The organism is Chitinivibrionales bacterium (genome assembly GCA_014728215.1).
Lineage (GTDB): Bacteria > Fibrobacterota > Chitinivibrionia > Chitinivibrionales > WJKA01 > WJKA01.
On record WJLZ01000185.1, the window covers coordinates 34,366 to 61,228 of the forward strand.

23 protein-coding genes and 1 pseudogene are annotated in these 26,863 nt (G+C 49.3%); 18 read left to right on the forward strand and 6 right to left on the reverse strand.

Annotation, left to right across the window (positions count from 1 at the left end; all coding sequences use genetic code 11):
• Window positions 1-10: 10 nt before the first annotated feature.
• The 7 genes from GF401_16265 (at window position 11) to GF401_16295 (ending at window position 7,445) form a co-directional block, all read left to right on the forward strand.
• A complete protein-coding gene (locus tag GF401_16265; protein ID MBD3346611.1) occupies window positions 11-2,920 on the forward strand; it encodes a PAS domain S-box protein in 2,910 nt (969 codons plus the stop codon).
• A complete protein-coding gene (locus tag GF401_16270) occupies window positions 2,917-4,329 on the forward strand; it encodes a response regulator (GenBank protein MBD3346612.1) in 1,413 nt (470 codons plus the stop codon). The genes GF401_16265 and GF401_16270 overlap by 4 nt, the downstream gene beginning before the upstream one ends.
• Before the next feature lie 316 nt (window positions 4,330-4,645).
• Entirely contained in the window at window positions 4,646-5,116 is a 471-nt protein-coding gene (locus tag GF401_16275) for a hypothetical protein (protein ID MBD3346613.1), read from the forward strand.
• The gene (locus GF401_16280; protein MBD3346614.1) at window positions 5,038-6,216 is read left to right on the forward strand and encodes a DUF116 domain-containing protein; all 1,179 of its coding nucleotides are present in this window, start codon (window positions 5,038-5,040) and stop codon (window positions 6,214-6,216) included. Before GF401_16275 ends, GF401_16280 begins: the two co-directional genes overlap by 79 nt.
• A 43-nt stretch (window positions 6,217-6,259) precedes the next feature.
• The gene (locus GF401_16285; GenBank protein ID MBD3346615.1) at window positions 6,260-6,484 is read left to right on the forward strand and encodes a hypothetical protein; all 225 of its coding nucleotides are present in this window, start codon (window positions 6,260-6,262) and stop codon (window positions 6,482-6,484) included.
• Between the two features lie 27 nt (window positions 6,485-6,511).
• Entirely contained in the window at window positions 6,512-7,093 is a 582-nt protein-coding gene (locus GF401_16290) for a hypothetical protein (protein ID MBD3346616.1), read from the forward strand.
• Between the two features lie 82 nt (window positions 7,094-7,175).
• Window positions 7,176-7,445: a hypothetical protein gene (locus GF401_16295; GenBank protein MBD3346617.1), complete on the forward strand. Its 270-nt coding sequence runs from the start codon at window positions 7,176-7,178 to the stop codon at window positions 7,443-7,445.
• Here the strand turns inward: GF401_16295 and GF401_16300 are convergent.
• From GF401_16300 to GF401_16310, 3 genes and pseudogenes are all read right to left on the reverse strand, one after another.
• Window positions 7,435-8,835, reverse strand: coding sequence for a hypothetical protein (locus GF401_16300; GenBank protein ID MBD3346618.1), 1,401 nt, complete (start codon window positions 8,833-8,835; stop codon window positions 7,435-7,437). The two genes, GF401_16295 and GF401_16300, sit on opposite strands and share 11 nt — an antisense overlap.
• Before the next feature lie 544 nt (window positions 8,836-9,379).
• A complete protein-coding gene (locus GF401_16305; protein ID MBD3346619.1) occupies window positions 9,380-10,912 on the reverse strand; it encodes a phosphotransferase in 1,533 nt (510 codons plus the stop codon).
• 18 nt (window positions 10,913-10,930) lie between these two features.
• Window positions 10,931-11,320: pseudogene (locus GF401_16310) on the reverse strand (M48 family metalloprotease).
• A 412-nt stretch (window positions 11,321-11,732) separates the two neighbouring features.
• On the opposite strand from GF401_16310, the gene GF401_16315 reads away from it, so the two are divergent.
• The 3 genes from GF401_16315 to GF401_16325 are packed head-to-tail and all read left to right on the forward strand — an operon-like array spanning window position 11,733 to window position 14,730.
• Window positions 11,733-12,917, forward strand: a complete 1,185-nt coding sequence (locus GF401_16315) for a hypothetical protein (protein ID MBD3346620.1) — start codon at window positions 11,733-11,735, stop codon at window positions 12,915-12,917.
• A gap of 40 nt (window positions 12,918-12,957) precedes the next feature.
• Window positions 12,958-13,962 (forward strand): hypothetical protein, encoded by a 1,005-nt coding sequence (locus GF401_16320; protein MBD3346621.1) that lies wholly within the window; start codon window positions 12,958-12,960, stop codon window positions 13,960-13,962.
• 24 nt (window positions 13,963-13,986) lie between these two features.
• The gene (locus GF401_16325) at window positions 13,987-14,730 is read left to right on the forward strand and encodes a hypothetical protein (protein ID MBD3346622.1); all 744 of its coding nucleotides are present in this window, start codon (window positions 13,987-13,989) and stop codon (window positions 14,728-14,730) included.
• Here the strand turns inward: GF401_16325 and GF401_16330 are convergent.
• Window positions 14,681-16,243: a Do family serine endopeptidase gene (locus GF401_16330; GenBank protein ID MBD3346623.1), complete on the reverse strand. Its 1,563-nt coding sequence runs from the start codon at window positions 16,241-16,243 to the stop codon at window positions 14,681-14,683. The two genes, GF401_16325 and GF401_16330, sit on opposite strands and share 50 nt — an antisense overlap.
• A gap of 253 nt (window positions 16,244-16,496) precedes the next feature.
• On the opposite strand from GF401_16330, the gene GF401_16335 reads away from it, so the two are divergent.
• Window positions 16,497-17,180 (forward strand): alpha/beta hydrolase, encoded by a 684-nt coding sequence (locus GF401_16335; GenBank protein ID MBD3346624.1) that lies wholly within the window; start codon window positions 16,497-16,499, stop codon window positions 17,178-17,180.
• A 71-nt stretch (window positions 17,181-17,251) separates the two neighbouring features.
• Here GF401_16335 and GF401_16340 read toward each other — a convergent pair whose 3' ends face one another.
• A complete protein-coding gene (locus GF401_16340; protein ID MBD3346625.1) occupies window positions 17,252-17,530 on the reverse strand; it encodes an RNA-binding protein in 279 nt (92 codons plus the stop codon).
• Window positions 17,531-17,851: 321 nt separating this feature from the next.
• Here GF401_16340 and GF401_16345 point away from each other — a divergent pair, with 321 nt between their 5' ends.
• From GF401_16345 to GF401_16375, 7 genes are read left to right on the forward strand one after another with little or no spacing between them, the layout of a single operon-like run.
• Window positions 17,852-18,616: a hypothetical protein gene (locus GF401_16345; protein MBD3346626.1), complete on the forward strand. Its 765-nt coding sequence runs from the start codon at window positions 17,852-17,854 to the stop codon at window positions 18,614-18,616.
• Complete coding sequence (locus tag GF401_16350) at window positions 18,613-19,458, forward strand: polyphosphate kinase 2 family protein (GenBank protein MBD3346627.1); 846 nt, start codon at window positions 18,613-18,615, stop codon at window positions 19,456-19,458. Before GF401_16345 ends, GF401_16350 begins: the two co-directional genes overlap by 4 nt.
• 54 nt (window positions 19,459-19,512) lie before the next feature.
• Window positions 19,513-19,764, forward strand: coding sequence for a ferredoxin (locus GF401_16355; protein MBD3346628.1), 252 nt, complete (start codon window positions 19,513-19,515; stop codon window positions 19,762-19,764).
• A gap of 46 nt (window positions 19,765-19,810) precedes the next feature.
• Window positions 19,811-20,971: a peptidoglycan DD-metalloendopeptidase family protein gene (locus GF401_16360; protein MBD3346629.1), complete on the forward strand. Its 1,161-nt coding sequence runs from the start codon at window positions 19,811-19,813 to the stop codon at window positions 20,969-20,971.
• Window positions 20,652-21,299: a DUF2760 domain-containing protein gene (locus GF401_16365; GenBank protein ID MBD3346630.1), complete on the forward strand. Its 648-nt coding sequence runs from the start codon at window positions 20,652-20,654 to the stop codon at window positions 21,297-21,299. Before GF401_16360 ends, GF401_16365 begins: the two co-directional genes overlap by 320 nt.
• 3 nt (window positions 21,300-21,302) lie before the next feature.
• Window positions 21,303-23,147 (forward strand): Hsp70 family protein, encoded by a 1,845-nt coding sequence (locus GF401_16370; GenBank protein ID MBD3346631.1) that lies wholly within the window; start codon window positions 21,303-21,305, stop codon window positions 23,145-23,147.
• Window positions 23,140-25,947 (forward strand): Hsp70 family protein, encoded by a 2,808-nt coding sequence (locus tag GF401_16375; protein ID MBD3346632.1) that lies wholly within the window; start codon window positions 23,140-23,142, stop codon window positions 25,945-25,947. Before GF401_16370 ends, GF401_16375 begins: the two co-directional genes overlap by 8 nt.
• A gap of 173 nt (window positions 25,948-26,120) precedes the next feature.
• On the opposite strand, the gene GF401_16380 is transcribed toward GF401_16375, so the two are convergent.
• A complete protein-coding gene (locus GF401_16380; protein ID MBD3346633.1) occupies window positions 26,121-26,780 on the reverse strand; it encodes a BON domain-containing protein in 660 nt (219 codons plus the stop codon).
• Between the last annotated feature and the right edge of the window lie 83 nt (window positions 26,781-26,863).

Sequence of the window (26,863 nt, forward strand, 5' to 3'; positions counted from 1 at the left end):
TCTTACCGGTATGAAATTGTCTCGATGGTTATTAATTTACTGTCTTTTCCTGCTTATATTATCCCAAGCAGCTTCCGCTCGCCGGTCATTACCCCATTTTTCCGAGGCCGAGAGGCAGTGGCTTTCGGAGCATCCGGTTATCAGAGTTGCGCCCGACCCCTATTTTCCGCCTATCGAATGGTTCGATCACTCGGGCACCTTCACCGGTATAGCATCAGAATATGTGGCGATCGCGGAAAAGATGCTCGGGGTGCGGTTTGAAATCGTGCACTATGAATCCTGGGATGATTTGCTTGCCGGGGCACAGGCACGGGAGGTTGACCTGCTTTCCGCGGCAGCCCAAAGCCCCAACCGGAGCAACTATCTTTCATTCACCGAACCTCATCTGGTTTTTCCGGGCGTTATAATCACCCGCAAGGATGCACAAGACCAGCTTACAATCGATGACCTTCACGGCATGAAAGTGGCCATTGTCTCGGGATATGTCTGGCATGAAATGGTCGGTAAGGAGCACCCCGAAATCATGATCGACCCGGTCCCCGATATCCAGACCGGCCTTCGTAAAGTCTCCTTTGGTATTGCCGATGCCATGGTGGAGAATATCGCGACCGCCAGCTGGGGTATCGAACGTGAAGGGATCACCAACTTGATGATCAGCGGCAAGACGCCCTATACCTCCCGTCTCTCCTTTGCCTCTCGGAAAGACTGGCCCGAACTCAATTCGATCCTGAAAAAGACGCTTGCAGCTATCGACAGCAAAAAGAAAGATGAGATCTACCGCCGGTGGATCCGTCTTGACTCGGTTTCGGTACTGCGCCAGCCGATATTCTGGATCAGTCTTCTGAGCGTCCTGGGCGCTGCATGTATCATTATCCTTTTGGTGATAGGATGGAACCGGTCTCTTCAGCGAAAAGTCGAGCAACGTACCGCGGAACTCAATTCGTTGCTCCACAAGCTCAGCGAATCGGAGCACAAATTTATCGAGATGGTCGAAAATGCCAACAGTATCATTCTCTGCATGGACCGTAGCGGCAGGGTGACCTTTTTCAACCGCTTTGCCGAAACCTTTTTCGGGTTCAGCTCAAAGGAAATTATCGGCAGAAATGTGATCGGCGCCATTGTGCCGCAACAGTCAACCACCGGTGAAGAACTCGTGCAGCGAATGGCCGATATCGGCAAACATCCCGAGCGCTATGCCTCAAATGAAAACGAAAATGTCCGGAAAGACGGCTCCAGGGTCTGGGTGAGCTGGACTAATAAGCCGATATGTGATCTCAACGGCAACTTTTCGGAAATTTTGTGCGTGGGTAACGATATAACACCGCTCAAAGCGGCCCAGGAAGAGCTCCGGAAGGAAAGGGATTTTTCCGAAGCTGTTTTCCGGACCGCAGGAGCGCTGGTCTGCGTTTTAGACCAAAAGGGCAAAGTGGTGCAATTCAATGGAACCTGTGAACAGATCTCGGGATACCGCTTTGCAGATATCAAAGGACTCAGTCTCTGGGAGACCGTCATTCCCGAAAATGAGCGGGCAAAAGTACAGGAGCGTTTCAGCCGGCTTGTTGCTGGAGATTTTCCCAATCATGGTGAAAATCGCTGGGTTTCGCGCACTGGAGAACCCCGTCTTATTTCGTGGCATAACACAGCGCTAACTGCGCCCGACGGTACAATTGAGTATATCGTTGCAATTGGTACCGATATTACCGAAGCCCGCCGGGCAGAGAAACGGGCCGATGAAGCATTGGCCGAGGCCGAAAAACGGTACCGCTTTTTATTCGAGGAAAGCCCTGCCGGGGCATTGATCATGCGTTCGGATGGAATCATTATCGATATCAGCCGTTCTCTTGCCGATGCGCTCGGGTATGCCCGTGAAGAAATTATCGGCAATACCGCTGCACGCTTTGTGGCCGAAGAAGATCGCGAGGAACAGTTGCAGCGCCTTACCCGTCGGTTCCGCAATGAACAGACCGAACAGGCCGAAGTGAAAGTGAAAGCAAAAAATGGTGACATCCGCGTTATTCTCTTCTCGGCCGGTCAGGCGGTGCTTTACAAGGACGGCAAACCCGATGCGGTGCTGGTTGCGGGCATCGAAATAACCGACCGTAAAGCCGCCGAGACCCTTGCAAAACAACGGGAACAGGAACTCATGCACGCCGACAAAATGGCAAGCCTCGGAATCCTTTCCTCGGGCGTAGCCCACGAGATCAACAATCCCAATAATTTTATCATTCTCAATGCCGATAACCTGCGCGATATCTGGCACGACGCCGACGGAGCACTCGATAAGCTCAATGATGACGGTTTTCCGATTACACTCGCCGGTATCCCCTGGAACGATGTGCGTGATGAAGTGCCGCGGCTTATCGATGGTGTCAGTGAAGGCGCCAAGCGGATCCGGAATATCGTCGTGAATTTCAAAGACTTTGTCCGCCCCCAGAGTTCCGCCATGGACCAGCGGGTATGTCTCAACAAGGTTATCGACGCCGCCACGGTCATTGTGGCGAATCTGATACGAAAGTCAACCGATTGTTTCGAATTGTCGCTCGATCATTCACTGCCGAAAACCAAGGGTAATATGCAGAAAATCGAGCAGGTGGTGATCAATTGTATTACCAATGCCTGTCAGGCCCTGCCCGGCCGCGACCGGGCTGTCCGCATAACAACATGGGGAGCCAACAGTTCTGCAATCCTGGAAATCACCGATGAGGGCGAGGGGATCGCTCCTGAAGCTCTTAAGCATGTTTTCGATCCTTTCTTTACCACCAAACGGGATAGCGGCGGGACCGGGCTCGGACTTGCGATCTCCTATACTATTATAAAAGAGCATAACGGCGATCTTACGATTACCTCAGAACCCGGTAAAGGTACAACGGTCAGAATCGTCCTGCCTGCCCTAACCGAACCTTCTGGAGAAGTGATATGACAACAGAACAATCAAAGCACCCCGATCTTCCGATTCTTTTTGTTGATGATGAAATGCAATTCCTGCAGAGTGCATCCTTTACCATGCGCACTGCCGGCTTTACTAATGTGGTCACCTGCCCGGACAGCCGCACAGTCATGGACCAGCTCAAAAATCAGCAGGCCTCTTGTGTCGTGCTCGATATGATGATGCCCCATGTTACCGGTGAAGAGCTTCTGAAACTCATTGGCGAAGAGTGTCCGCAAACACCGGTTATCATGCTGACTGCAATCAACGAAGTCGCGACCGCGGTTGCCTGCATGAAATCGGGCGCCTACGACTACCTGGTCAAACCGGTTGACAAAAACCGTCTGGTCACCTCGGTTAAAAAAGCTTTGGAAAGCCGGGCCATGATCGCGGAAAACCAGGCGCTGCGGGATACGCTTTTGAACGGTACACTTAAGCATCCGGAGCATTTCGAAGAAATTATCACCCACCACTGCGGTATGACGGCTGTATTCCGGTATATCGAAGCCGTGAGCAGAACAACGCTTCCTCTTCTGGTGACCGGTGAAACCGGTTCCGGAAAAGAGCTGATCGCGCGGGCCTTTCATGCCGCTACCGGCCGCAACGGCGAATTCGTTGCGGTCAATGCCGCGGGCCTTGACGACCAGATGTTTTCCGACACGCTCTTTGGCCATGAAAAAGGCGCCTTTACGGGTGCAACAACAAAACGGGCCGGCATGATTACGCGTGCCCGGGGAGGGACAATTTTCCTCGATGAAATCGGTGACCTCCGGATCGAATCACAGGTCAAACTGCTGCGGCTTATCGATGATAAGACTTTTTATCCGGTAGGAAGCGACATTCCGCAGAAAACCGATGTCCGTATCGTGACCGCCACCAACCGCGATCTGTCGCTGGAGCAGGAGGAAGGTCGCTTTCGAAAAGATCTGTTCTATCGCCTTCAATGCCACCATGTCCACTTGCCGCCACTGCGGGAGCGGGACGGCGATATTGCCCTGCTTACCGATTATTTTATCGAAGAGGCAGCTAAGGAAATTGTGATCGCGATCCCCACTGTTCCGCCACAATTATACATGCTCCTTAACAGTTACCACTTTCCGGGAAATGTGCGGGAACTCAGAGGTATGGTTTTCGATGCCCTCAGCCGCCACACCAAGGGCGTGCTCTCCCTCGATGCTTTCAAGTCCCATATCGACCGTGCAGCCACAGGAACAGAAAAGAAAAGTGCCGAAACTCCACCTTCCTCCCGAGTACTGTTCGGCGATCCTCTTCCCACCCTGAAAGAAATGGATTCCCTCCTTGTCGAAGAAGCGCTCCGGCGAAGCGACCAGAATCAGTCTATTGCAGCACGTATGCTGGGGATAACCCGTTCTGCGTTGAATAAGAGGATAAATCATGCTTGAATAGGGGGCATGGGGAAGAATGAGTTTTCTTATGCCTCTTCGACACGATCCTGATTAGTGGAAAAATCGAATCAAATAATATCTTTCTTATTCTTTCCGAGCTTCGCTTCCACACAGCGCTCAACCTCAAGTTTCTTCTTGCTTTCCGTGAAAAAAATCAACAAAGCGTGAATTTTCTCACACCCCTTTTGTGCTCTTCTTTATAGTTTTTCTGCTTTGAATTGCCCTTTTCGGGCTCCTGGGGCCGATTTGTTGAGTTTGGCATGGTTCGTGCATTGGAAGACGGCTCAACACGATAACAGAAGAGGAGTCAGCCATGACAAGGAACATGACACTATTCGGAGCTGGACATAAAATAGCGGCGCTTGCTTTTCCGGGCATTGCGCTGAGTTTGCTGATCGGTTTTTTGTTCAGGGATGTTTTCCGGTTTGGAACTATTCCTGCGCCGGTACTTGTGGGAAGTGGCATCGGCCTGATGGTAGTCGGGTTGAGTGTCAATTTCTTTTCCGCTTTTTCCATGATGCGTGCCTTTAAGGAGCACCGTCTTCTCACAAGCGGTCCATATGGTTTAAGTCGCAATCCAATGTATGCTTCGTTCATATTTCTAACAATTCCCGGCCTGAGCCTGGCGCTGAACTGCTGGGCCGTCCTGGCGGCGTCAGTCGCCTTGTATGCCGCCACAGCCCGCTTTGCTAAGGTTGAAGAAGAATGGCTGGCAGCACGGTTCGGCACAGAATGGGACGCATACGCGCACCAGGTCGGCCGGATTTTTCCAAAGGTATGGTGATAATGACTACTGCAACAGAAACACTGAATCGGGCGGCAACCTATGATCTTCGGGCAAATCCGGCATGGACCGTCAGCCTGGGCATGCTTGCCGATGAATTTGTAATGGAGGGAAACAAATACTGCGCGGAATTCCTTCGAGACTATTTCGCATGGAGTCCGAAATGGGCGCGCGGTATTGTCAATATCGAGACAATGCTGGAAGCGCTTACCTTTGGTGTTTTGTGGGACCTCTATGCAGAAGAATACCCTCATCAAAAGGCGGAAGACCGCATGGAAATGCATGAAACCGAAAGGACGGTGATTCCCGAGGGTCGTGCACTTGCTGCAGTCAACCATTTTATCTCGCTTTTGCAGTTGATGGGAGAATTCGATGAAGAGGCGCGGCGGATCGAGCGGTTTGCAAAATTTTTTGCCGCTCGATCCGACACCGAAATCCGGCACTACCTCGATGCCATGACCCGGTTTGCCCGCTGGTTTCGCCGACGCGGGCAGGAGCTTTTAGGTGATATTACCGGACATGTTGAAGAATTCCGCATGCACGCGGCATTAGGTGATGAATACCGTGATGATGCCGCTCTCAGGAACCGTCATGAAGTCGAGTATCATCTCAACCTGCTCGCTGCAATTATTCTCAATTGCGCCTGGCACGACCGGTATACTGCCGAAAAGAAGAAGCTTCTGGTTCTTCCCGACTGTATGCGCCCCGATAACGGGAAAACATGCCATGCTCTGAAAACCGGCCTTGGTCTGGTATGTATGGGCTGCACAAAAGAATGCGCGGTCAATCAGGCACAATGCTGTGCTGCCCGATTCGACATTCCAACCGTTGTTGTCGAGCACCAGTCGGCAGTGTTTGCCGAAGAACATGTGCAAACCAATCGTAAAGAAGGCTATGCCGTTATCGGCGTCGCCTGCGCCCTGAGTCTTCAGGCAGGCGGATGGAAAGCACAGGATGCCGGGATTCCAGCCCAGTGCCTCCCTCTGAATTGCCCGGGCTGCACTCGCCACTGGACAGAGGGTGAACACCAGGCTACGGAAATAAACCTGGGACTTTTAATGGAACTCATGGAAGGGGCTAATTTTTCTCCTCAATGGTGAAAAAGGATGCGGTGGTGGAGCATTGGGGAATGGAGGAAAAATAATGACTCTTAAAAGAATAAAAGTGTTAATCAGGAGGTTGCAAAAAAGATCGAAATGGTCAGGAGAACAAAGTAACCATAAAAGCAAACAGGAATTAGCAGAGACACGTGATAAAGAAATACAGGAACATCCCCCGGCACCACTCGCAAAGGAACAGCGCAGTTTATTAGATGACGAATCGAAGCGCCAGTTGGATGAATTTTTAAATTGCCTCCATCTTCGATAATTTAATGCTTTTTAAAGAAAGATTACTATGATTACACTTTTCCATTTACTTTGGATTCCTGCAGGTGCACTGGTCAGTTTTGCGACATCCTGGGTCTTCGGAGATTTACTGTTGTTGCAACCGGAACTTTGCAACGTGATCTATTGTGAGATACTCATCTGGTTCTTTATTATCTATACCGAACAAACCAAACTCAGCATTTTTGTATGGATACCGAAAAGGATTACTCAACTTATTATTCCTGCATCAGCAGCCTGGTTTCTGATCACTACAATTATTCTATTCCAATCCACAGCATCCGGCCTAACGGGAGTCACAATGGTATGGGGCATTTTTCAGAACACCGCACAAATAATTATCAATGGAATACTCTTGCTGATATTTCCTGTAATCGTTATCTTGCGTACTTATGCAGCTTCAAAGAAACAGGTCAGCTTCAGACCCAATCCGGCAGCAGTTGCCTGGGCATGTATGTTCATGGGTGCCATAGGTTGTCTGGGTGGACATAAAGTCTATACCTGTACTTCACCCTCTCTGGTTTTTAGAATTGTTTTCAGCGACAATACCCCTGCAACATCAGAAGGTGCTCAGTGCAGCGCAAAAAAATAAGAGTCTGACAATAATTGGGGCTGGGGTTGCGGGCTGTTCGGAATATCGAAATCCCCTTGTCGGATCCAGGAAGAAGGAGTGCATGGACAACCAGCCTTGGGACAGCACTGGCGTTGCTCCACCGTGCGCCTGTTCCGGCAAAATTCGGGCTCATCTCAATTCATCGGTTTGCCCGGGCCTTCAATCTCCTGGTCTTTCCTCATTCAAAAATCCTGGTTCCCGTCCTCCTGAAACACGCTGCTTGACAGCAGCAACACTGTTTATTGCTACTGCAATTCCCTATGGACTGAGGGCAAACCTCCGGTGCAAAACTATCTTACCGCCGGTGGCTCGGAGAGAAATCACCAGCTGAAAAGCTCATGATGGATCTGCTCCGGCGGTACACCCGCTTGAGCAAGACTGGTTTCGAGTTTGGTAATCATGCCCGGGGGGCCGCAGAGAAGAAATTCGTATCCGGAAAAATCTCCGCTTAGATATTTACGCATCATCGATGTGGTAATAAACCCTTTCTCGCCGGGATACTCGGGCTCGCTGTTGAGCACATACACAACTTTCACATGTCTGCAGGAATCAAGTTTATCCCGGTAGACGACGTCTCCGGCTCGCTCGCATCCGTAAAATAGCCAGGCGGGCCGGTGACGGTCTCTTTCGAGCAGTCTGATTAAACGACGAAAAGGCGTAATACCGATCCCGCCAGCGATCATGACCAAAGGCAGATCACTCAGGAGCGCATGCCAGGTGAAAACACCATAGGGACCGTCAATGGCAATCCGCTCTCCGGGCTGAACTCCCTGCAGCTCCGTACTGGTAATTCCCTGTGCTTTAGCCGTAATCGCCAGTTCACCGGTTTGGTGATTGAAATCCGATACGGTGTAGGCATGAGCACCTTGAAACGCTTTCCTTCTGATATAAATGAATTGTCCCATTCTGGGTACCACCGGTTTTTTCTCAGGACGCAACGAAATATCGATAACCTGTCTGGCTGCGGCTGCAACACGATTAGTTATGTACAAAGACGAAAATATCCCGAAACGGAACAGCAAACGGTACCCAAGAAATCCGGCCATTACTACAGTCAGTATAATCCAGAAAATTCGGAGTGATGTCTCACGGATAGTCATGCCGATGGCAAAACTGTGGATAAAACCTAATGTTAACAGACAATAACTCGACAGATGAAAGGTAAACCATTTGCTCGCTGTGAGATATTTTCGAAAGGGAACACTGGTAAGGTAAATAAGCGCGACGATCACAAGCGCGATAATGCCCAGAATCACATACCAGTCAAAGGCCTCTGTCAGGTCGACAAAGATGATATTGCGGTCGAATTTATCGAGATAATAGAGCGTTATAAACACCGGGTGAAGCAAAATCAGAATCGATGCTCCCTGCCCCAGACGCTTATGGAAATTGACTACCCAGACCAGATCTTTGATAACCAGGGATACCACGCCGCGAAATCCGAGCAGAAACTGCCATGCAAACAAGACCATACCTGCCAGGGATCCGGTCTTGGCAAGCACCTTAAACAGAAGAAGCCGGGAAGTAGGTTCACGGGTATCGATATACAACAGCGGAATCATCGAAGTGAGTACAATTATACTCATCAGAATTAATTTTCCCCACTCTATCCGTAAAAAATCATCTCTCCGCGGCAACGAATTCAATTTGTTGTTCATGTAAACTATTTTCTTCCGGATTAAAGGCACACGGCTCTCTGGTATAATACGTTTTTGACGCATCTGAGTGCAATTGGTGTGCCATGATGAGGGGTAAGGGGAGTTGAAAACTGGGGGAAAAGAGACAAAAGTTAAGGAGCAAGATTACGGAGACACATGTAAATACAGCAACTTTTCGTATTTGCCTACCCGTAATCTTACCCTCCTCTTCTCTTCCTAAACAAGCTGCCGCACCTGTCCTTCTTCATTGATAAAACGTAGGAAAATGTCATCGGTGGCTTCTTCGTCAAACTCCTTTTTCACCTTCGAAAAGACCTTGCTCTCTGATAAATTATCTTTTTCCCCACCTGGTAAGATTATTACCGGCCTGCTCCATTTTCACTCCGTAAGATTGGTACTCAATACATCGCAAGCACGACCATAAATGGCAAATTTTATGCCAATACCGAAAAATAGTCTTCATTGCACCCAGGGTGATTCCGATTTCCGGTTTGTGTCGTCAGCATATCGAACCGGGATTTTTTCACATCCGGCAATCACCATTCTTGTAAATAAGAATTTCCCAACAAAGAGTCGGTGACAAAAAGCCTTTGGAGTTTTCCGGTCTTTACACATTCAGGAGCATGCCGTTCTTTTGCAGAGAGATGCTGTTTTCTACCAGAACTCGCAATTCGTCGCTCTTCCCTTTGCCGAGATGAATCAGTAAATCTATAATGCTCAGATTCGCACGGATACGAAACAAATCGATTTCCAGCTTGAACGACTCGCAGGGAATTCCGCCGTATTCATCATAGTATTCATTTTTGAATTCTTCATCGGTGTACCATTCCAGAATATCCGGCCGATTCCTGAACTGATAACTGAAATGGGCAAGGAAAAACCCAATATCAAAGGAAGGTGGGAATTCGTAGGAGCTTCCAAAATCTATCGCCGCAACATAGAGGGTGCTGAAATCACGACTCTTATCCTGTCCCACAAGGATATTGTGAGGTTGATAATCGCCGTGACATTGAACGAATCGGTCCGGCGACCCGACAAAAAGCATATCTTCCGCTTCTTTGACATATGCAATCAGGTCCGCTATCTGTTTCTGGAAAGGACTGAACGTCCGCCGGGCATTATCGATGTAGGAATCAAAACGGGCATGTTCGATATTCATACTGAGACCAGCTCCAGCCACATGGAGCCGTTTTTTATGAAGTGACGCGGCCCAGCGAGCCGCCAGGCGGTAAACCTGCGCGCCGGATTCGCGGGATGAAGCCGACAGCATCGAATACATGCATTTCCCGCGCATCCCTTCCTCGATTATCAGGTATTCTCTCTTGTCTATTTTCAGAATCGCCGGTATACGGTAAGGTCCGCGGTCAAAGCCGTTTTCATGAATAGTCTGCATCACCTGCACCCGGTGAAGAAACCCATTGAAATGTTTTTCATCCGCGGTTTTTCGAAGAACAAGGCGGTACCGTCTTTCATCCTCACCCTTGGGTCCAATAGTCACCTTTGTTACCGAAGTGTCCCGGCCTGAACGAATTGTTTCTTTGAAATAGGGTCTACACCGATTGTGGCGTATCTCTTCGGCAATTTCTTCTATGCTTTCGACCGGATGATCGAAAAAGGTTGGGAGTATCCCCACCACCGATTCATCATGGGCATCGCTGCCTGAAGTGGCCGTGAATTTTATCCGGTGCCAGTCGGTGAGAGCGCGACAGTTTTCCCGCACGTTATGGTTGCTGCTGAACACTTCGATGCCGTCAAGGAGGCGACTTGAAAGCCGTTCATCCGACGGGTGGGCGCCGCCGCGCCAGGGATGGGCCCACACAAGCGCAGCTTCCGGATAACGGGCCCGCAGATCGGCAACAGTTGTTCTTTGATGAATCGATTCACGGGCGCCGAATATGAGCACATGACCGAAATCGGTACTCACTTCCTGGGCAGAAAACAAAAGAAAATAGGGTTCCAGATCGGTCTGTTCTCGAAGCTCATGAAGCTCCTGCGGCTTCCAGAGATAATGATGTTCGGTGATTACTACGCCCTGGATATTCTTATCTTTCAGGCGATAGATCAACGCAACCGGATCGATTCTGCTGCAGCCCGAATGCTTTCTGGTATGACAGTGAAGTTCTATCAACATACTGTTCATTCCTGTTTGGGGAAAATATCATGGATCATAATATTCAAGAGCTTCAGGAATCATCTTTTTAAGATTCCGTATACGGCGTTTATCCCCTGGGTGGGTACTTAGAAATTCAGGAGGATGTGCTCCGTCTTTCGCCTCGATCATTCTCTCCTACAAATCAACGGCTTCCTGCGGGTCATATCCTGCCATGGCCATGAAAATAAGCCCCAGACGGTCGGCTTCGGTTTCTTGCAGACGGCCGTATGGAAGGAGTATGCCGACCTGAGTGCCCAGACCGAATGCGGCAAAGGCAAGCTGTCGCATTACCTGTGGGTGGTCCCACAGAGCAACATCAAGGGCAATTCCCCCCAACTGGGCCAGTAGAAGCTGACTCATTCGTTCGTTGCCGTTGTTTGAATGGAGAGTTTTCATACTGCTCCTGTTGTTCCATGTCGTTTGTTCAGAAATCAGCCCATTTTTCAATCAGAGGAAAACATCGTGAAACCAAAGAGTATTAGAAGAAGAATTTTTACACACTGCATAGCTGCTCCTTCTCTGAATCCGGTAACTCTGATTATCTTCCCATGTTCATTTATTCGAATTTTCAAATACCAGATGGATAAGCAAAAAGCTCGAATCAATTGCAGTTGATAGTTGCAAATTATATGCCATACTATGGGATCGGAAAGAGAAGAATTTAGTCAATCCGGCAAAGCGCTAATTTCCATTATATTATTCAGGCAAGAGAGTTCTCTGCCTCATCTACAGAACTCTCAGGGCAGCTACCTTGACATAGTATTTCAAGTAAACTTTATTGGCACATAACTTGCAGGAGCATCACTGCATGAAAACGCAAATATTGATTGCAGTCGTTGCCTTGGTAATTGGTCCAAGCTGCGGAACCGATGACGGTATAGGCAGGCGTTCGGCCTGCAGCAGCAAATCGATATTGAGTGGTAAAATCGCAAGCGCCCAGAGTAGCTTTACCCCTGATGGCGCGGGTGAAATAACCGATGACATGCGGGAGATGGCGGTCGATCTGGTCGCCTACAATGGGTGCGATTATCTGAAAAATACGTTTTTCACTCTTGTCGAAAAGTACGGCGCAACAAGCAGCGGAGATGCCTCCCCGACCGTGGGCACGTTCATGATCAGGTCCTGTTCGATCAGTCAGGTCGATTCGTATCATATGGATATTGAAATATCGGGCATCGGATGGCGATGGGTTTCCCGCACCAGATCGCGTGCAGGAGCAGAGTTTGCCCTCAACGAAAATGTCAAATTTCAGGCGACGATGGTCACAACCGGGACGGTCAATATGGTATACGATCAGCAGGAGAACATTGCCACTGCCTATTTTGCGCCCACAGCACCGGTGGATATCGGGTTCAATGTTACGGCTGATATTGATATCCACAGCGAAGAATTATGGTCGTCTATCATGGGAACCGCGGCATCGATAATCGGCGCCTCCCCTGAAAAACGGAGCCGTCAATCGATACGACAAGTATTCTCTCGACATTTCCAGTCGCGACTGAATCAGGGATTCACGTTCATTATAGATTTATGCACCGGCCGGCGTTATACCCGTTTCGGCACGTTCCCTCCAGGAGAGATACCGCCGTCCGCAACACCGGAAAGAGGCATGAATTTTCAGATAAACACTGCAGCCGAACTGCATGCCGGCTCGCTCCTTATGGCCGGACCTTATGCAACAAAAAAGGTGCTGGTTGCGGAGTTCACAATCGATAAGGGCGGCCCGGTAACTGCCCAATGGATATGCCGTAAGGATGCCAAAAGCATTGCAGAGGCCTATGTCTACAATCGTCCCCTGCCCGGCATACGGCCGATCAAACAGAAAATCGTGGGAAGGGGAAAAAACATTCATTTTCCTATCAGTCCTAAAACCGACTGCCCTGTCGTTCTTCTCATGGAACCTTTAGAAGAAGATCAGGCTACGACATCTTTTGTTTATCAGGTTTATTATGAGGGCGATGTAACCAGGCCGCTGACTGAGTGCAAAAATTGATATCATTCACCTAATACGGATACGGATCAGGAGGTTTTGCATGGATGTCTGGGAATGTGCGCTGGCCTTTATGGATTCACAGGCTCTTTTGACTGCGGAAAATCTTGACATATTTACTCTGCTTGACAGCGATCCGAAAAAAAGCGGGGAAATTGCCGATACTGTTGCTATCCCCTCCGATTCTGCGGAACGGTTACTCGATCTTCTCTGCTCGCTGAAAATCCTTACCAAGGATCCGGAGGGCCGGTACCATAATGACCGGCAAGCTTCCAATATACTGGTAAAGGGAAAACCGGGATATATCGGTAACATGTTTGTTCATCTGCGAGAAGATCTGTATCCGCTCTGGAGTCATCTCGGGGAGACGCTCGCTGCCGGTACTTCGCTCAAAGAGCGTTTTCTTACCAATGGCGGCACTGCCACGGGAACTGATCCCGATAAAATACGGGCATTCATTCTGGGTATGCACCCCCTCACCTATACTGCAGGGAAAGAATTTGCCGCCAATGCGCCTGAGCTGGATGAAATTGAATCCATCGTCGATATCGGAGGTGCGGGCGGCTCGTTTCTTATCGCTTGTGCAGAACGGTTTCCCCGGTTGAAAGGCACTGTCGTAGATCTTACATATGTGGCTCCTACTGCGCAGGAGCTTTTCAGAGAGAATAATCTGGAAGACCGCCTTGATTTTAAAACCGCCGATTTTTTCAGAGATCCTCTTCCGAATAATGCGGATGCCTATGTTCTGGGCTTTATTCTTCACGACTGGAACGATGAGCAAGGCTCGCTTCTTCTCACAAAAATTGCTGATGTTTCCCATCCCGGCGCGCTATTAATTATTGGAGAATATCTTTTACAGCCCGATAAAACCGGCCCCCGGCATGTGGTTCGGGCCAATCTCAATATGCTGGTTGCCGCCAAAGGAAGAGAACGGACTGCAGATGAGTACCTGAAATGGATAGAACAGTACGGTTTTGAGCTTATGCGCATTCAGATGACCAAATCGCTGCGCGCATTTCTTGTTTGTAGAAGGAAAGTAGTCGATTAACTGAGTAGTGAAAAGGAGGTTCGTATGAATGAACGTCAAGAAACGGCTACAGCACGCAATACCGGTGACCGGTGGCCGCGAAGAATTTCATGGGGAGGAATTTTTGCCGGGCTCTTTGTTGCTCTGGGTGTACAGATGTTACTTGGTTTTTTAGGGGCGGCGATCGGGCTTGCCGTTGTAAACCCTGCCAATCCGGGAAAATTGACCATCGCCGTGGTGATCTGGCTAATTATTTCGGGCATTATTTCGCTTTTTATCGGCGGCTGGGTTGCAGGACGTCTTTCGGGCGAGCCCTCGGGTCTCGACCGAGGTATTAACGGGCTGGTCGTGTGGGGGCTGGTCAGTCTTTTTTCATTTTATCTGGCAGCGACCACTGCCGTGGGAATTATTTCAGGAGCTTTCAGCCTGGTGGGGGCGACAGTAAGCACTGCAGGCAAGGCAATCGAAGCGGTAGCGCGGGAAGTAAGCCAAATGGTTCAGAAACGACTCGGCGGGCCGGGCTCCACCCTCGAACAAATAAGAAGGCAGGCAGAACAACTGCTCGAGCAGACTGCCGACACGCTTCAATCCCCCGAAACCCGTCGTGAAATACAACAAGATCTGCAGGTGATCTATTCGGCACTCGGTCAACTGGTCACCGACGGTGAAATTCCGCAGCAGAAACAGCAGCAGATCCGGCAGATACTGGTCGCCAGTCTATCATCACTTCATCCCTTCCCTACTCTTCCCGTATCTCAAAGGGAACAAAAAGTGTATTACCCTGCCTGAAAACCTGGAGCACCACGGTTGTGCCTGCCTTGAGGCCGTTGGTGAAGCGGTTGAAATCTCTGAGCGATTCGATATCCATCCATTTTTTCCCGCCGGCTTTGGCACGCATGATAACATCACCGATCAGCAATCCAGCCCGTTCATCGGCAATATCGGGGGCAACCCGGGTGACAACGACACCATCGATATCGCCCGGCAGATCCAGTTGTCGCCGGATTTCTCTCGTTATTTTTTCTACGCCGATACCAAGTTTATTTTCCACCTTACCCGGCCGTCGTGCAGAAAGTGGCCGTTCCTGTTGTTCCTGCTCTCCCATGGCTTCTGCAGTCCGCTGGGCTATTTCAATGGTAAGTTCTTTTCGGTTGCCGTCACGAATGATTGTCACCGGCGCTTTTTCACCAGGCGGAAGCGTTGCCACGGCATTGAGCAGGTCATTGGGATCCTGCACCTGTATGCCGGCAATGGAAAGGATAACATCACCAGCCCTGATTCCTGCCTTATCCGCAGGGCCATCCTCGAATACATCGGCAATAAGCACCCCCTCGCGGACTTCGATCCCCATACCTTCCCGCAATTTGGGTGTCAGGGGCTGGACGCTGACACCGATCCATCCTCGAACAACTTCTCCTTTATAAATCAAATCCTGTGCAACCCGCAGCGCCATGTTTATGGGTATCGCAAAACCGATTCCCAGGAATCCCCCGGTTTGAGAAAAGATGAGCGTGTTGACACCGATTACAGCACCGTAGATATTGACGAGGGGCCCGCCGGAATTACCGGGATTGATCGCAGCATCGGTCTGCAGAAAATTCTGATATAGTATGCCATTCTGCAACTGACGGCCTGTTGCTGAAATCACGCCGGTGGTAAAGGTCGAACTCAAACTGAACGGGTTACCCACAGCAGCAACCCAGTCACCGACCTGTATGTTATCGGAATTGCCAAGATATACAATGGGCAAATCATCCGGAACATCACCATCAATCTGAATCACCGCAACATCGGAAAGTGAATCGGTCCCCACGATTTTTCCCGGAAACACCCGCTCATCGGCGAGACGGATTTCAATCTGTTTGGCTCCGGCAACAACATGATAATTGGTCAGGATATACCCTTCGGGCGAAATAATAAATCCCGAACCGAGTCCCTGTACACGGCGTTCCCGCTTTTGCACCTGTGGCTCTCCACCATTGGGAGGACCGAAAAAGGGAATATCATCAAAAAAGCGATAAAAAGGATTACGGTAGTAAAGCACGGTATCGATACGGGTGGGAATGATCGACACCACCGAGGGGATCACTTCCTGACTCACGTTCCCGAACACATCGCGAAAAGGAGCGATCTCCTGTTCATCCCATTGGATCGGCGGAGATTTCCGTCCAAAATGCACGGAACCTTCGCGGGGAAGGTCATTCTTGTTTTGAGCATAACAATCCGGAGCAAACATCACCGCAACCAGAACTGTCAGAATGAATGGTAAAGATATATCGCGAAATGTGAGTATATGCATCATAGACTCCTCACTTTCTCTGCAGGTTTATTGTTATTGTAGAGAATTTAACAAAAGCAATTTTTATGCCCGTTTGGGAGTGCGATACTATGCTGCACCCGAACCGGTATCAGTGGGATGGACATAGTATGTGGCGCAGGATTTGCATAACGTACTAAGGAATCTATAATTGTTGACATTTGAACTAATATAGATAAATTGAACATGTAAAGATATTAAATAACTACAACAACACGCTCCACCATAAAGAGGGCTTATGGTTCATCGTACCGATGCACACATTAATCATCTGCTGCCAGTCACCATAGAGAATATCACCGAGTATCCCCTTTCAGGCAAGGAATGGCGTCCTGTGGAGATATTGACACATCGAGGTGCGATTCTCAGCCGATATTATGAAGCCGATAAATCTCGATATGCTGCTGTGTGGATCGGTGGTATCGGAGGAGACTGGGATACACCCGCCCGGGGCCTCTATCCCCGTCTGTGTGATAAGCTGGTTTACGAACAGATTAGTTCGCTCCGGGTACGTTACCGTGATCCGCATGATCTTGATGAAGCCGTTCACGATACGGTTGCGGGTGTACTATTTTTACAAAACCGCGGCATTGAACGTATTGGTGTAATTGGTCATTCTTTTGGTGGTGCTGTGGCAATACAAACAGCTTTGAGCAATGCTAATGTAAAGCTTGTGGTAACCCTTGCGACGCAGAGTTATGGTACAGGAATGGTTGGCAAAGTCGCTCATGACTGTGCCTTACTTCTTATACATGGAGAAAATGATGATATCTTGCCTCCGATTTCATCGTCCTATGTTCATAGACAGGCGCATAAACCTAAAAAGCTCGTTATTTATCCAAAGGCAACGCATAATCTGGATGAAGTTTCGGAGGAGGTATATGTGCTGGTGAAAGAATGGATAATGCGCTATGTAAAATAAATCGGCAATACAAATAAGGCCGACCGGTCACCACTTGGTCCTGTCGGCCCACACCATAAACCCCTATTCTTTTAATCCGCCCATGACAATGACGGCTGGGCGCTTCGTCTCTCCTTTGCTTCACTTACTCTGATGATTCTGCCTCCCATCATCGTTCCATTTAAATTATTGATTGCCTTCTCCGGATCGCCCTGTTCAAATTCGACAAATCCGAAACCGCGCGACTTCTGAGTGTACCGGTCTCTGACGATGGTAACCGATTTAACTTTTCCGTACATCGAGAAAAGCGACTCCACACCCTGTTCAGCTGCTGCAAATGGAAGATTCCCCACGTAAAGTTTCTTGTTCATAAGACCTTCGATCCTTTGTTTAAAGTTAACAATGTTTCCTCTTCTGAGAATTCCGCTGCTTATACGAAATGATTTGCAGATATCCTCCTTTCTCTTGAGTGATTATTAATATCCTGCAGCGGTGTATCGATATGCATGTCCATTTCCTTATGCCGGTAATCGGTATAGAAGCAGATGCAAATTGTATGCCAAATGACTTTACTTGCAAAGGTTTATCAAAAATGCAGCAATAACGGCATTTTGAGGAAAGGATTGTATACCATATTATATAGCACGATAAATGTTGTTTGCGTGGCATGAATATTGCAATCCAGAGAATAAATATTTGAGGATTTAAGAAAGGATTTGCTTGTGGGACGACTAATTATTTTAACAGGACCATCATGTGCAGGCAAAACACCGCTTCGACGGTGCCTTGCCCGTCTGTATCCGGAATTGGACCAAACATTGAATAAAGTGGTCCTCTACAACAGCCGGCTTCCCAGAATCGGCGAAGTTGACGGAAAAGATTATCATTTTCGCACGCGTAAGAAAATCGAAGAGCATCTGCGTGCCGATAATTTTATCGGAAAGGATGTTCGCGGGGATTTGCAGGCCCTTAATGTAAAAAGCCTCAGCGAAAATCTCCATCAGAGCGATATGATGTATGAAGGGAACACCTTTATCGCCAACAAACTGGTGACGCATGCATCACTGGACCGTTTCAATAAGGTCAGTATAATGCTTTCGCCTTTGAACGGTGAAGAAATGAAGCTTATTCATGAAACCGAAACCATCGATCCCGGTCCATTTATTACCGAAGTAATGCGAAAAAAGCTTTTGCGACGTATGCGGGCATACAAAGGTGAAATATCTATTAAAGATCTTGAAGAAGTCGAACGGCGGGCAGGGTCTGCCTACGAAGAACTCAAGCTTGGGTATCATTTCGATCATGTTATGCCCAACCATGACGGTGAAGACAGCGAGAACTGGGAAGCCTTTTACTATCCCCTTGGTGATGCACGCACGACCCTGCTTGCCTTCGTTGCTCTTCTGAAGGGTGAATCGTTTTCATCCGAGCACTGGGAGAAAGGGTCTTTCGCATGAATAAAAAGCGGAACAATACAAATAAATCAATGAAAATCGATGCAAATCAATATAAAGTAAAGGCCGTTAAAGGCCCCCATTTAACCGCGATTCCTTCAAGAGCAGGTAAAGACTCCTGGAAAAAGCCATATAAAAAGATTCGTTCCGATCTCCGAAACCAGTTGGTTGAACTCGAAGAACTGCTCTATGCCAATGGAGACAGAGCAATACTCGTAGTGTTACAAGCCATGGATGCCTGCGGCAAGGACAGTACGATCCGCAGATGTTTCGGGAAACTGAATCCGCAACGCTGCAGAACACATAGTTTCAAGGAGCCCAGCAGGCGGGAAAAGGCCCATGATTTTTTATGGCGTATCCACTATCGTACTCCGGCCCGGGGAACAATCGGCATTCTCAATCGTTCACATTACGAGTCGGTGCTGGTTGAAAAAGTAAAGAATTTAGCGCCTGAGAATGTTATCGAAAAACGGTACGATCACATCAATGCCTTTGAAAAGATGCTTGCGGATGAGGGAACTATCGTGATCAAATTCTATCTTCATGCAAGTAAGCAATATCAAAAGCAGCGTCTGGAACGTCGTTTGCGTCGACCTGACAAACGATGGAAATTCAATAAGAACGATCTGGTCGAACGAACACGATGGGATGAGTATAGTCAGGCCTACGAGGAAGTTTTTGATCGATGTTCAACTCCCTTTGCACCCTGGTATATTATCCCCGCCGAACGGCGGTGGTATCGTGATGTTATTATTCTTAAAACAATGGTAGAACATCTTCAGGCATTACAACTGAAGCTGCCCGAACCGGATGTGGATCCAGAATCGATTATTATTCCCGATTGATTGGATCATATAAGAAATAGAGTATAATCATTTTTAAACAAAGGAGATTTATTTATGGCCGATAGAAATAAACCCGGCTCAATCGAAGTCAACAGACAAATACGAGTATCAGTAGATCAGTCCCGCTGTAAAACAGTAGGTTCCTGTGTAAAAATTGCGCCTGAGATTTTCAGATTCCGATCGGGAGATAAAAAGGCCGAAGCGATCGTGGAGACTATCCCGCCCGCACTACTTCAGAAGTGCAAAGAGGCTGCGGACAACTGCCCCTATGATGCGATTAACATAAGTGGCGAATCAGTCGAATAAAAACATTAAGAACCAAACCGGCAGCGGTCGGCCGATTTTCCAGAATATGCAAATCGGTTTTGCAAAAATGAAAAAGGCGGTAACACAGGGTGCCTTTATGCAGCGGTGGAGGTTTTACTCCGGCCTGTGGCTATGCCTTGCCGCAGCAACCGGTTGTAATCGCCTGGACCTGCTCACCACAGATGCTGCAGATTCCTTGGCAATGCTTGATACTGCGATCAGCCGAGAATGTGAAAGTGACACTGTTCATACAGGTTCTTATGCCGAATATAACCGTACTACAAGCTCTAGCTCCTCATGGCTCCGGTTTCCGGTTGCCGATAAGGATTGCCGCGATATCTCGTCGGGATATGGTGCATCACGTGAAGGAGGAAAACGCCATCATGAAGGTATCGACATACCCGCCGACCTCAATACCCCGGTAGTGGCGGTTGCGGATTGTGAAGTGATGCGCTGGGACAGTTCCAATTTAGCGGGCCGGGAACTCTGGTTGATTGATACCGCAACAGAACGCATGTATTATTATGCCCACCTCCACAAACGCCTTGTCTGGAAAAAGCAGCAGGTACACAGAGGCGATACCATAGCACTGGTGGGAGCAACCGGTAATACACGAAATAACCCTCATCTCCATTTCGGAATCTATATAACTAATTTTATCGATCCAGCACCATTTTTTCCGGATAAAGATGCGGCCCACTTAATAGAAAGTGCCCAGAGTCCCCGCATTCGGAAGGAAGTTGAAAAGGAGTTGAAAGCCCTGGCCCGGGATTCAGAATTTTTCACGTATCAAAACTGGCATAGTAATTGCAAATTTTGGAAAAGTTTTTCACAAGACAGTTCTTCACTGCACTCACTGCAGCCATGTTTTTATTTCTGGGGGAATTATGAGAAAAGCGAATCCGGATTGGGTCCGATTGCATTTTTTGCTTGCCGTAACACTGATTCTAATCGTGATACTTGCCGGAGCGGCACTGGTCGGGACCGGGCTTTCGCCCAGGGCATTTTCACTGATAATTACGGCTATAATTCTGGCGTCAATAGCTTTTATAATCACGGCATTTCAGATATATCGGGGACGACAAGCGGCCGCGCCGCCTCAGGGGCCGGAACCGGCATTTCAGGCAGCACCGCCCCAGGCCGCAGCACAACAGAAACCCGCACTCATGCTCCTCTCCCTGCTGCAGGAAAAAGGACGCCTCCTTGATTTCCTGATGGAGGATATCGACAGCTATTCCGATAAACAGGTAAACGCAGCCGCCCGGGTTGTTCATCAGGGGTGCCGCGAGGTTATCAATAATGCATTCGAACCAGTGCATATAACCGAGCAGAAAGAAAAAAGCGAAATTACACTTCCGGCAAATTATTCATCCGATGAATTCAAAATCACCGGTTCGATGCCCAAAGAACCGCCTTATAAAGGAACACTTCTTCACCGTGGATGGCGTGCCAGCAAAATGAAACTTCCCCAAAGAACCCGCAACACTCAGCCATCGAATTCACCGGTGATTATTCCCGCAGAAGTGGAGGTATGATCGATGGCAAAAGACCATACTATCGGGATCGATCTGGGCACCAGTAATTGTGCCCTTGCCCTTGCTCTTCCCGATTCTATTCAAGTCCTTCCAGTTCCACAGATATCCGGTCAGGACAGAATCAGTGAAGAATCAACGTTCGCTTCAGCGCTCTATATCCCCTGGGACAAGCAGTTCACAGAAGGCAGCATCAATCTTCCCTGGAGCACCGGCAATGAAAAGTATCTGGCCGGCAATTTTGCCCGTGAAACAGGCGCGCGGATGCCCGACCGGCTGATAACATCGGCAAAATCATGGCTCTGCCAGGGAACAATCGATCCACGTAAACCGGTCCTTCCCTGGGACTCCAAAACGGTAAAAGATAAACTCTCTCCCCTGGAAGTCTCCCGTTATTTCCTCACCCATTTAAGGAATGCTTTTCTGATGAAATGCAGCGAATTCGGCGTTTCTGAAGACCTTGCTTCTGCACAGGTCGTACTCACCGTACCGGCATCGTTCGATGAAGCCGCACGGACTGTCACGGCTCAGGCTGCGGTTGAAGCAGGATGGGGTGAGAATACTGTTTTGCTTGAAGAGCCCCAGGCGGCATTTTATTCCTGGCTCCACGTTGCCGGAAATCAATGGCGTGACCAGGTAGCGCCGGGAGAATTGATTCTGATTTGTGATGTCGGCGGCGGAACCACCGATTTCAGCCTTATTGCCGTTGGTGAACACGAAGGAAATCTTGAACTTGAACGGATCAGTGTCGGCCGTCACGTGTTGTTAGGCGGTGATAATATGGACCTTGCACTGGCCCATGCGCTCCGGATGAAACTGGAGGAAGAGAACGAATCTATCGAAAGCAACCGTTTTTTAGCGCTCATACACTCGACACGGAAAGCAAAAGAAAGCCTCTTTGAAAAGGAAGATCTGGATGAAATACAGGTAGCGGTCGCCTCCAGCGGTTCCGATCTCTTTGCCGGAACATCATCGACAACTCTTACCCGGAATATGCTGACATCGGTTGTTCTGGATGGTTTTTTTCCACTCACTGGAGCCGATGACCTTCCTGCGGAGTTACCACGGACGGGCCTTCACGAATTCGGTCTTTCCTATGAGCCCGATCCGGTGATCAGCAAACATCTGGCCCGGTTTCTTACGGCAAGCCTCGCAAGTGTCAAATCAAGCGAATCACTCAGTGAACTGGTGACAATTTCCGACAAACAGCGTCTTGACAAATCGTGGCTCTGTCCCGACGCGGCGGTATTTAACGGCGGAGTTTTTCGTGCCGCACCGTTGCGACGCCGGGTTTTGGATCTGATCAATTCATGGGCGCCCCAAAAAGAGATTCGGGAGCTTGCCGGAACCGATCTGGACCTGGCTGTGGCCCGCGGGGCCGCGTTATATGGCCGATTGAAAACAACCGGAAAAGGCGTGCGAATTCGCGCCGGGGTTTCACGAAGCTACTATATCGGACTCGAACCATCTATGCCCGCAATCCCCGGTTATCGGCCGCCGGTCAAAGCAGTCTGCGTTGCAGAACTGGGCATGGAAGAAGGCGAAGAACGTATTCTCCAAGACAGACTATTCGGCCTCGTTGCAGGTACAACATCGATGTTCCGTTTTTTCAGCTCTTCGCAGCGGGCAGGAGACCGGGTTGGATCCATTATCCAGAATGCCGAAAAGGAACTGGAAGAAACCGCAGGCCTCGAAATGCTCATCCCTGCCGAAGAAGGAAAAGAGCCGGGGCATACCATTCCAGTCAAACTCCACACCGTGCTCAGTGAACTGGGCATGCTTCGCCTCTGGATGCAGCATACCATTACCGGTAAGAAATGGGAACTTACGTTTAGTGTGAGAGATGAGTGAGAGTGAGTTAAGAGTTGAAGAAAAGGATACAGAATTCTCAGGAATTTCCATGGCAAATCAGCATACCTTTGCAATAGGAATCGATCTTGGCACGAGTAATTGTGCCATGGCATATATCGACCTTCGCAATCCCGATAGCGGCTCCCATATTTTCGAGATACCTCAGTATGAAACGCTCGACCGTATTGCACGTCATTCAATGCTACCGTCCTTTGCTTACTATACGCAACCCGGTGAGTTGCTTGAACGGGGGCCGTCAAGCGAGGCCGCAGATAAAGTTGTGGGCGTCTTCGCCCGGTCGGTCGCCTCGAATCGTCCAGAGCGGGTTGTCCATTCTGCAAAATCGTGGCTTTGTCATATGGGAATTGACCGGGAAGCCGGAATTCTTCCGTGGCAATCCGATGCTCTCGATCAGCATGACAAATTATCACCGATCGAAGCAAGCGCCTTGTTTCTTGGTTATCTTCGGAGGGTCTGGAATGAAACCATGGCTCGGGACAATGACGATTACCGGTTCGATAACCAACAGATTATTATTACTGTGCCAGCATCCTTTGATCAGGATGCCCAGCGGCTTACTCTTGAAGCAGCATATCTTGCCGGCTTTCCCCGTACGGTCCGTCTTTTAGAAGAACCTCAGGCTGCATTCCATGCATGGCTCGAGCAACATCCCGACAGTGAGGCACTGCAAAAGGCAGTCGGCGCCCAGAAAAGCAATCGTCCCTACCGTGCCCTTGTCTGTGATATCGGCGGGGGGACTACCGATATGAGCCTCTTTTCCATTACCTTTTCCGAAGATCAGCAGCCCAAAATAGAACGCACCGCAGTAAGCGAACATATCTTATTGGGTGGCGACAACGTGGATATTACCATTGCGCAATTGATGGAGAACAGAATCAGCAGCGAGCAGAAAGCCCCGGCATCCTACCGTTTCTGGCAAAGTCTGATCAACCGCTGCCGAGAGCTGAAAGAACAGGCTCTGGCAGATACGGGCAGAGAAGATGCCGAATTCAAGGTGGCCGTGGCCGAACCCGGCGCCTCGCTTTTTACAGAAACCCGCCAGGCAGTGATCAGCCGCAGCGAAATACTCGAAATTGTTAATGAAGGCTTTTTTCCTCGATGTGAAATTTCCGACCGACCACGGGCCCCCGAAGGCGGGTTGCGGGAAGCCGGATTACCCTATGCCCATGATCCTGCGGTCACGCATTATATTGCCGATTTTCTTAGTAACCGCCTTCCGGTAGATGTTGTTTTATTCAACGGGGGAACATTAACGCCACTCCATTTACGTGACCGGCTGATAGACCAGATCGCCCATTGGCAGGAGGGGCAACGCCCTTCAGTGCTGGAAAACAGCGAACTCTATTTTTCAGTCGCAAGAGGCGCGGCTCATTTCGGGCGTGAAATTGCCCTGGGGGAATTCAGACTCATAACTGCAGGTGCCTCCCACGGCTACTATCTGCAAATCAACCCAGAACAGGATAAGGAAGCCACCTATCTTGTGTGCATCCTTCCACTGGGTACCGATATCGAATCTCCCGTACGTGTTCGCAAGCTCGACCTGCACCTCCTGGTTAATCAACCGGTCGAGTTCAAAGCACACTCGACGGTTAAAAGGACGAAAGACCATACCGGGCAGCTTATCAAACATAACGAGCAGGAGTTTACTCCCCTTCCACCGCTCCAGACCATAGCCCGTCTGGATGCCCGGGCCTACAAGCTCAGATCACCAACAATTCCTGTGGATATCGAAACCCGTCTGAACGCTCTTGGCCTGTTGCAGGTCTACCTGGTTAGTGCCACAAAGGCAATTGCTTCCTCACAGCACTGGAAACTCGAATTCAATATTCGGGCCGGGGCGCCAAAAGAGCGCACGGTTCGAGCAACAGCCCCCCTTCCTGAGGATATCAGGGAAAAGGCTTTCAAGCTGCTCGAGTCCCGATTCGACCTCTCATTAATCAAGCAGCTCGAAAAAATCACCCGGAGCAGGAAAAACAAGTGGAGCCCCGGTTGGCTCCGAGAGTTCTGGAAACCGCTCTCTGAAACGGTGGCCCGTCGTAAGCAGGGAGAAGAATACGAAGCGGCGTGGCTGAATGCAGCAGGTTTTTTTCTCCGCCCGGGCTATGGGGTTGCCCTCGATGATTTCCGGATGGACCAGTTCTGGGCAGTCTATGATCTCGGTCTCGACTACCCTTCGGTTAAAAGCGTCCGCGAACAGTGGTATGTCATGTGGCGCAGGGTAAGTGGCGGTCTCGATTCCTCCCGTCAAACAATACTCTATCGCGATGTCAAAGAGCTTCTCACCAGCCATATTAAAGCTGCCGTCGAGGCATTCCGGATGGCGGCCTCTTTCGAATATCTATCCTCTGGTGAAAAACGGGAGCTTTTTTGTATTCTCATGGAAGGCGTTCAGCACAAACGACCCAAATTACGGGGGCCTTATCTCTGGTCGCTCGGAAGACTTCTTGGGCGGGTTCCCCTATACGCCGGGGAACAGGCCGTGATGTCTCCCGAACTTGTTGAGCAGTGTTTTACCACGATGAAAGAATGGGACTGGCGGGAGCCGGGTATGGAATACACCTCAACCCTTTTCGCCCTGGCCTGCCGGAAAACTGCCCGACGCGAACTCGACGTTTCCCAGGATCTGCGCAATGCTGTAGCCGACAAAATGCGCCATGCAGGGGCACGGGAAGAACTGGTCCGGCAGGTTATCCAGTTCATTCCCCTCGAAAACGAAGACTATAAAGTCATCTACGGCGAAAGTCTCCCGGTGGGACTTGCTATACGTGAGTTTTCCTAAAGTCGCCGGATAAGTGTATGAGGGTTCAGGGTAAAAAATAGCGTTTCCTCTCATTTGTCGTAATCGTTGTCTTTAGCTTTTGTCTTTTTCTTACCTTTTTTCTTCCTCATCAATATTGATCGTTCTCCTAATCGTTAAGCTGCTTTTCTCTAACCTTCGCTTTTTTTATCCCCTCATTTCACCGCAATATGATTCACCACATCCCTGACTCCAGCCGTGTGGTTGGCAATCTGCTGTGCAGCGATTTTGTCGGCCCAGATAGGAACCGTCCCTGAGAGAATGACCACACCGTTTTCCACGCGGACATCGATGAACTCTGCATCAAGTGAGGGGTTCCGTTCAAGGGCACTGACAATGTTGTCTGAAATTGCCTTATCGAGATGGTTTCCGGTGGGTACCACGGCGAGTTCATTGGTGATACCGATAACACCCCGTACATCGGCAGCCAGATCCTCCGCCTGCATTTTCTTCCAGTAGGCGGTAACCGAACCACGCAGGGTAACCCATCCATTGTCAACGGTTATTTCTATTTCCGCGGGGTCGACAGTGCCGTTCCATTGGAGAAAATCTTTGATCCGGGATTTGATCTCTTCATCGGACGGCACTTCGGGCGGAGAAAGCGGCTTGACATCAATATTATTGTCCACCACATGGACTCCGGCCACGCTGAATGCATCCGCATAGGCCGCTTTTCGAGCTTGATAGGTGGGTACCGAACCGGTCAGTTTTACCTTGCCGTCACTCGCTTCAACCTGCACCTTCGATGCATCCACCGTATCATCCCAATAGAGCGCATCAAAAACATTCTTTTTGATTTCTTCACTTACAGACATAAAGACTCCTTTCGGTGCAAAATTCGAAATTCGAGATAGTACAGGTCTCTCTCTTCTGGTCTCTGGATTTTGAATCCATCATC